Annotated in this window: 7 protein-coding genes; 6 read left to right on the top strand and 1 reads right to left on the bottom strand. The window is 69.8% G+C overall.

What is annotated here, in order from left to right; genetic code table 11:
• Positions 1-46 precede the first annotated feature (46 nt).
• From ON30_RS11245 to ON30_RS39015, 6 genes are all read left to right on the top strand, one after another.
• Entirely contained in the window at positions 47-886 is an 840-nt protein-coding gene (locus ON30_RS11245) for a glucose 1-dehydrogenase (RefSeq protein WP_040706399.1), read from the top strand.
• A 300-nt stretch (positions 887-1,186) separates the two neighbouring features.
• On the top strand, positions 1,187-2,239 hold the full coding sequence (locus tag ON30_RS11240) for a glycosyltransferase (RefSeq protein ID WP_040706421.1): 1,053 nt from the start codon (positions 1,187-1,189) through the stop codon (positions 2,237-2,239).
• A complete protein-coding gene (locus tag ON30_RS11235) occupies positions 2,236-3,348 on the top strand; it encodes a glycosyltransferase (protein WP_040706420.1) in 1,113 nt (370 codons plus the stop codon). The genes ON30_RS11240 and ON30_RS11235 overlap by 4 nt, the downstream gene beginning before the upstream one ends.
• Complete coding sequence (locus ON30_RS11230; RefSeq protein ID WP_040706396.1) at positions 3,345-4,337, top strand: glycosyltransferase; 993 nt, start codon at positions 3,345-3,347, stop codon at positions 4,335-4,337. Before ON30_RS11235 ends, ON30_RS11230 begins: the two co-directional genes overlap by 4 nt.
• The gene (locus tag ON30_RS11225; RefSeq protein ID WP_051029187.1) at positions 4,334-5,212 is read left to right on the top strand and encodes a glycosyltransferase family 2 protein; all 879 of its coding nucleotides are present in this window, start codon (positions 4,334-4,336) and stop codon (positions 5,210-5,212) included. Before ON30_RS11230 ends, ON30_RS11225 begins: the two co-directional genes overlap by 4 nt.
• Positions 5,213-5,215: 3 nt before the next feature.
• Positions 5,216-5,386: a hypothetical protein gene (locus ON30_RS39015; protein WP_157183692.1), complete on the top strand. Its 171-nt coding sequence runs from the start codon at positions 5,216-5,218 to the stop codon at positions 5,384-5,386.
• Here ON30_RS39015 and ON30_RS11220 read toward each other — a convergent pair.
• Complete coding sequence (locus tag ON30_RS11220; RefSeq protein ID WP_245554002.1) at positions 5,341-6,963, bottom strand: sensor histidine kinase; 1,623 nt, start codon at positions 6,961-6,963, stop codon at positions 5,341-5,343. The two genes, ON30_RS39015 and ON30_RS11220, sit on opposite strands and share 46 nt — an antisense overlap.
• Positions 6,964-7,064: the final 101 nt, after the last annotated feature.

Here is a 7,064-nt window from a genome sequence, read left to right as displayed (position 1 = left end):
CCCTTATCATGCCGTCCCTCGACGGCCGATACCTCTGGAGGATCGGATGGGATTTCCCGAACAGCAGCAAGAGGTCCCCGGACAACAGAGCCGGATGTCACCGCTGCCCGACTGCGGTGAGGACAGCTACCGCGGCTCGGGCAAACTGACCGGAAAGGCGGCCGTGATCACCGGCGCCGACAGCGGTATCGGCCGCGCCGTCGCGATCGCCTTCGCCCGCGAGGGCGCCGACGTGCTCATCTCCTACCTCGACGAGCACGACGACGCGAAACAGGTCGCCGCCCTGGTCGAGCAGGCCGGACGACGCGCGGTGCTCGTGGCCGGGGATCTCGCCGATCCCGCGCACTGCCGCGCCGTCATCGACCGCGCCGCGGACGAATTCGGCAAGATCGACGTCCTGGTGTCCAACGCGGCCTACCAGATGACCCACGAGACGATCGAGGAGATCAGCGACGAGGAGTTCGACCACACCTTCGAACTCAACGTCGGCGCCTACTTCCACCTGGTGAAAGCCGCGCTGCCGCACATGCCGCCGGGTTCGTCGATCATCGGCAGCTCCTCGGTCAACTCCGACATGCCCTCCCCCACCCTCGCCCCCTACGCCGCCACCAAAGCCGCCATCGCGAACTTCTCCGCCAGCCTGGCCCAACTCCTCGGCGAACGCGGCATCCGAGTCAACAGCGTGGCCCCCGGACCGATCTGGACCCCGCTGATCCCCTCGACCATGCCACCGGAGAAAGTCGCGAACTTCGGCGACGACGTACCGCTGGGGCGCGCGGGCCAACCCGCCGAACTCGCCCCCGCCTACGTCCTGCTCGCCGGCGACGACGGCAGCTACATCTCCGGCGCGCGCCTGGCCGTCACCGGCGGCAGACCGATCCTGTAGGCCACCGGGTTTCGTGACGCCGGCCGCCGCTCGCTCCGAGAAGCTCCGTCGGGGCGAGCCGGTCGGACGTGCCCGGAACGTGTGCGCGTCGACCCGCCGGCGTCGATCGGAACTCGGGTGGGCCGGCGCATCGGAACCGTTGGTTGAGGTGCTTCTGCCGGGGTAGCACCGCGGGGCCTGGTGTCCACCGGCAGCAGCAGAGAGGCGCTTTCCATGTCGGGTAGTTCGCAGACCGAATCCGTGGCCGAGACCGTGCGTCGAGTCGAGAGGCTTCCGCGGGACACGGCGGCGCGGCAGCAGGTGATCCGAGTGGCCTCGGTTCCCGGATCGCATGTGTACGTCAGGCATCTGTCGGCCCCCGATCGCGGTGACCGGGTGATCCGACTACCCGATCCCGTGCCCGCCGACGGTCGTACGGTGCCCGGCGGATGGTGGCCGCCGCTGATGCTGGATCCGGCGTGGATTCGTGCCCATCACGCGCGATTCGACGTGTTCCACATCCATTTCGGGTTCGACGCGCTCGACGCCCGGACGCTGACCGAAGTGGTCGACACCCTGCGCGCCCACGGCAAACCGCTGGTCTACACCGTGCACGATCTGCGCAATCCGCACCAACCCGATCCGCGCGAGCACCGTGAGCATCTCGACGTCCTCGTTCCCGCGGCGGACGCGCTCATCACCCTCACCGACGGCGCGGCCGAGGAGATCCACCGGCGGTGGGGCCGTAGCGCCGAGGTGTTGCCGCACCCCCACGTCGTCGGTCCGGCGCTGTTGTGCTCACCGCGGCGCGCTCGCACGGGATTCGTCGTCGGGGTCCACGTCAAGAGTCTGCGGGCGAACATGGACCCGCTGCCTGTTCTGGACACCCTCGCCGACGCGGTGCGCTCGCTGCCCGACACGGTGTTGCGCGTCGACGTGCACGACGAACTGTTCGATCCGCGAAACCACTGGTACAACCCGGAAGTGGGCGAACGCCTGCTCGCCTACGGCCACCGTCCGCAGGTCGACGTGCGGGTGCACCCGTACTTCTCCGACGCCGAACTGTGGCGGTACCTGTCCGAGCTGTCGGTGTCGGTCCTGCCTTACCGGTTCGGCACGCACTCGGGATGGTTGGAGGCGTGCCACGATCTCGGCACCGCCGTCATCGCGCCCGATTGCGGCTACTACCACGATCAACGTCCTTGCCACACCTACGGTCACGACGAAGAGCGCTTCGACCCGGACTCGCTCGTCCGCGCGCTCCGGGCGGCCCGGACCGCGGCCGTTCGACGTCCCGGATGGCCGGAGCGGCGCGCCGAACGCGCCGAGTTGGCGCGCGCGCATCGCCGAATCTACGAACGGGTGTGCCGATGACGTTGCGGCACAGGTCGTTACACATCGCGGTGTTGGCGTCGAACCGTCATCCCATCGCCGAACCGTTCGCGGGCGGACTGGAGGCCCACGTCTGGCACCTGAGCCGTGCTCTGCGCGCTCGGGGCCATCGCGTCACCCTGTTCGCCGCACCCGGCAGCGATCCCGCCGTCGCCGACCGCGTCATCACCGTCCAGAATTTCCGGGTCAGCGCCCTGGCCGCCCTCGACCCGTCGATGCCCACGGATGCTTTCCTGACCGACCACCACGCCTACCTCGCCCTGATGACCGACCTGATGGCGCTCGGGCCCGCGTCCTACGACGTCGTGCACAACCACAGCCTGCACTACCTGCCCGTCGCGATGGCGCCCGCACTGCCCATCCCCATGCTCACCACCCTGCACACTCCGCCGACTCCCTGGCTCGAATCAGCGCTGGAGGTCACCAAGGGAGCCGGTTCGGCCTTCGCCGCAGTCAGCAGGCACACCGCCGCGACCTGGTCGCGCTCGCTGCCCGCGATCGAAGTGATCACCAACGGCATCGACACCGACCGCTGGCCCGCAGGCCCCGGCGGCTCCGATCTCGTCTGGTTCGGCCGCATCACCCCGGAGAAGGGCACCCACCTGGCCATCGAGGTCGCCGCGCGAGTGGGACGAACCCTGCACCTCGCGGGTCCGCTCAGCGACCGACGCTACTTCGAGGACGTCGTCGCGCCCCGCCTCGGCCCCGGCGTCCGCTACCACGGCCATCTGGCCCAGGACGAACTCGCCCGCCTGGTCGGCGACTGCGGCGTCGCCCTGATCACCCCGCGCTGGGACGAACCCTACGGACTCGTCGTCGCCGAGGCGCTGGCCTGCGGCACCCCCGTCGCCGCCTTCGCCCGCGGCGGCATCCCGGAGATCGTGGACACCTCGTGCGCGCGACTGGCCGAACCGGACGACCTCGACAGCCTGGCCGCCGCCGCGGAGTCCGCCGCCGAACTGCCCCGCCAGGCCGCGCGCAGACGAGCCCGGACCCACTGCGGCTATCCGACGATGCTGGAGTCCTACCTGCGCTGCTACCACCGTCTACTGCACGCCGCCGACGACCCCGACGGCAGGCGTGTCGCATGATCGGCTACTACATCCACCACCACGGAGCGGGGCATCTCGTCCGCGCCCGGAGCATCTGCGCGGAACTGTCCGAACCGGTCACCGCGCTGAGTTCGCTTCCCCTGGCCGACTCGCGGCCCTTCCACGCCACCGTGACCCTGGCACGCGACGACCGAGGCGCGCCCGCGCGAGACCCCACCGCCTCGGGATGCCTGCACTGGGCGCCACGCGCGGACGACGGCCTGCGGGACCGCATGTCGGCGATATCGGCCTGGATCGACGCGGCGCGCCCCACCGCGATGGTCGTGGACGTCTCGGTCGAAGTCGCGTTGCTGGCGCGACTGCACGGGATTCCCGTGATCACGATGGCCCTGCCGGGGGTCCGTACCGATCCCCCGCACCGCATGGTGCACGAGTTCGCCGACTCGATCATCGCCACGTGGCCGCGGCGATTGTACGAACCGGACTGGCTGCGCCCCCACCGCGCCAAGACCTGCTACACCGGCGGGATCAGCCGCTTCGACGGACGTCCCCGCACGGAATCCGACCGACACCGTGAACCGAACGTCGTGGTGCTGGGCGGCGCGGGCGGAACGGACTTCACCCCGGCCGACGTCGGCTCCTGCGCGCGATCGGACCTCCGATTCGTCTGGCACACGGTGGGACTCGACGGATGGCAGGACGACCCCTGGCCGCGCCTGCGCACGGCCGACATCGTCGTCGCCCACGCCGGACAAGGCTCGGTCGCCGATATCGCCGCCGCCGCCAAACCCGCCGTCCTCATCCCCTCGCGACGCCCCTTCGACGAACAGCACGCCACCGCGGCCACACTCGCCCACGCCGGCCTCGCGATCACCACCGACACCTGGCCCACCGAACGGCGGTGGCCCGAACTTCTCACCCGCGCACTGGACATCGACACCCGACGCTGGCGGCAATGGCGCACCGCGGGAGCGGCCGCGCGCGCCGCCCGCGCCATCGAACGCATCGCCCACGGAGCCTCCCGATGAGAACCGCCGTCATCACCATCGCCGCGCACCGTCGAACCCATCTGCGCAACCAACTCGCCGGACTCCGCGCCGCGACCGAGCGCGCGGATCACCACATCGTCGTCTCGATGGGCGACCCCGACATCGTCACCACCTTGCGCGGCACCGGAGCCGACTGCGTCGAACTCCCGCCACGCTCACCACTACCGCTGGCCGCCGCCCGCAACACCGGAGCCCGCGCCGCACTGGCCGTCGGGGCCGAACTGCTCGTCTTCCTGGACGTCGACTGCGTCCCGAGCCCGCAACTACTCACCCGCTACCGCCACGCCGCCCGACACACCGCCGACCGACTGCTCTGCGGCCCGGTCACCTACCTGCCTCCCCCGCCCGCGCTCGGCTACGACCTCGACCATCTGGCCGACCTGCGCGACCCACACCCCGCCCGACCCGATCCACCCCCTGACAGCCTCCTCGACGGCGACGACCCCGCACTGTTCTGGTCGCTGTCGTTCGCCATCCCCGACGCCACCTGGCGGCGCATCGGCGGTTTCGACACCCGATACCGGGGATACGGCGGCGAGGACACCGACTTCGCCTACCGAGCAGCCGAACTCGGCATCCGCCCCTGCTGGGTCGGCGGCGCCGACAGCTACCACCAGCACCACCCCGTCGAGGACCCGCCCATCGGGCACCTCGCCGACATACTCGCCAACGCCCGAACCTTCCACGACCGCTGGGGCTGGTGGCCCATGGGCGGATGGCTCGAAGGCTTCCGATCAGCCGGGCTGATCACCTACCACCCCGACCACGACACGTGGACTCCCACGGAGGCGGGCACCGCGACGATGCGGACCCAGGCCCCGTCACGAACACGGCCGGTCTTCGCCGGAATGTAGGGCATGCCGAATCCGCACTGGCAACCGTTCTTCGTCGCGGCAGCGTTGATCGCGATCAGCCCCGGCGCGAATCAGTTGTTGTCGTTGCGCGACGCCTTGCGGCAAGGATTCACCGACGCCGTGGTGGGTCACCGGACCGGCAGCGTGAAGCAGAAGCGCGCGCCGTCGGTGTAGTCGGTGTCGATCCAGATGCGCCCGCCGTAGTGGTCGACGATCTTGCGGCAGATCGCCAAACCGATACCGGTGCCCTCGAACTCGCTGCGGTTGTGCAGGCGTTGGAAGATCACGAACACCTTCTCCGCGTACTCCGAAGAGATCCCGATCCCGTTGTCGCTGACCGTGATCAGCGCGAACCCCTCCGCACCCCCGTCGATATCGACAGGGTCGCCGCCGTCGGGCGGGTCTGGAATGGTAGTGGTCGCGATGGTGATCACCGGGGTCTGATCGGGCCGGGTGAATTTGAGGGCGTTGCCGATCAAGTTCTGCCACAACATCGTCAACAACGTCGCTTCGCCCTGGAAGTCGGGCAGCGATGCCGGGCGGCGGATCTGCGCGCCGGATTCCTCGACGATCGTGCTCAAGGCGGTCAAGGCCGTGTCCAGTGCCGTGGTGAGTGTCATGGCGGGCGCGGGGGTGAGGGGTTCGGCGCGTCCCACACGGGAGAAGGCCAGCAGGTAGTTGATCAGGATCTGCATCCGCTTCGCGCCGTCGACGGCGTAATTGATGTATTGACGGCCCCGGTCATCGAGGCGGTCGCCGTAACGTTTGGCCAACAGTTGGCAGAACGAGGCGACTTTGCGCAGTGGTTCCTGCAAGTCGTGGGAGGCGACGTAGGCGAATTGCTCGAGTTCGAGGTTGGAGCGGCGCAACTCCTCGGTCTGGGCGTCCAACCGCGCGGCCTGACGCGACAGTTCGGCTTCGGCGGCACGTGATCCGGCCAGATCGGTCACGACGCGTTCACGCATCGACTCGACCGCTTCGGCGACCGTGGCCAGGTCCGCGGGCCCGTTCACCGGAATGTGGTGATCGAGGTCGCCGTCGGCGACCCGGCGCGAGGCGTTCTCCAGTCCGCGCAGCGGCGCGGCTACCAAGCGGCGCAGCACGACCGTCAACACGACCATGGTGAGCAGGAACAGCAGCACCGAGCCCGCCAGGACCGCGTTGCGGGTGTCGCGGCTGTGCATCACCTCGGCCCGGGTGTCGACACGGGCCTGCTCGAGATGGCGGTTCTGGGTATCGAACCTGGCCCGCAGGGCGTCGAAGGCCGCCTTCCCGTTGTCGGAGCTCTCCCGGGAGCGCAACCGGGCCCCGAGACCCGCGGCGGGGTCGGGCGCGGTGACCAATGGTTCGGCGTAGACCTCGCGCCACCGCGCACCCGCCTCGGCGAGCGCGTCCAGATCCGCGGTCAGTTCGGTGCGCCCGCCCAGCAGCTCGCGCAGCCGCCGCGTCGAGCGCTGTTCCTGATCCCGCCCGGACCGATAGGGTTCGAGGAAACTCGGATCTCCGGTGATCGCGTAGCCGCGCGCGCCGGTCTCCTGATCGATCCACGCCGCCTGCAACCGATAGGCCTCCGACACCGCCGGTTGGATCGCGTTGATCAACTCCCCGGTACGGTCCTTGGTCGTCTCGATCGCCCGCGCCCCGACCGCGGCGCCGAGCAACACCAGCCCCACCATCACGCCCATCACCAATTGCAGCCACGCCTGCACCGTCAACCGACGCACCAGCGGCACGCCCGCACGAGAAACCACCACAAGGTCCCTGATCTCGAGGATCCCACGCGCCCGAACGATCGCACACCCGACCGGGACCGCCCCCGACGGGCACGGCGACCGGCCGGGCCATGAACGAC

Origin of the sequence: Nocardia takedensis NBRC 100417, assembly GCF_000308695.1 — a bacterium.
Lineage (GTDB): Bacteria > Actinomycetota > Actinomycetes > Mycobacteriales > Mycobacteriaceae > Nocardia > Nocardia takedensis.
Note: the sequence above shows the minus strand (reverse complement) of the source record. Positions and strands in the feature narration are given on the sequence as shown.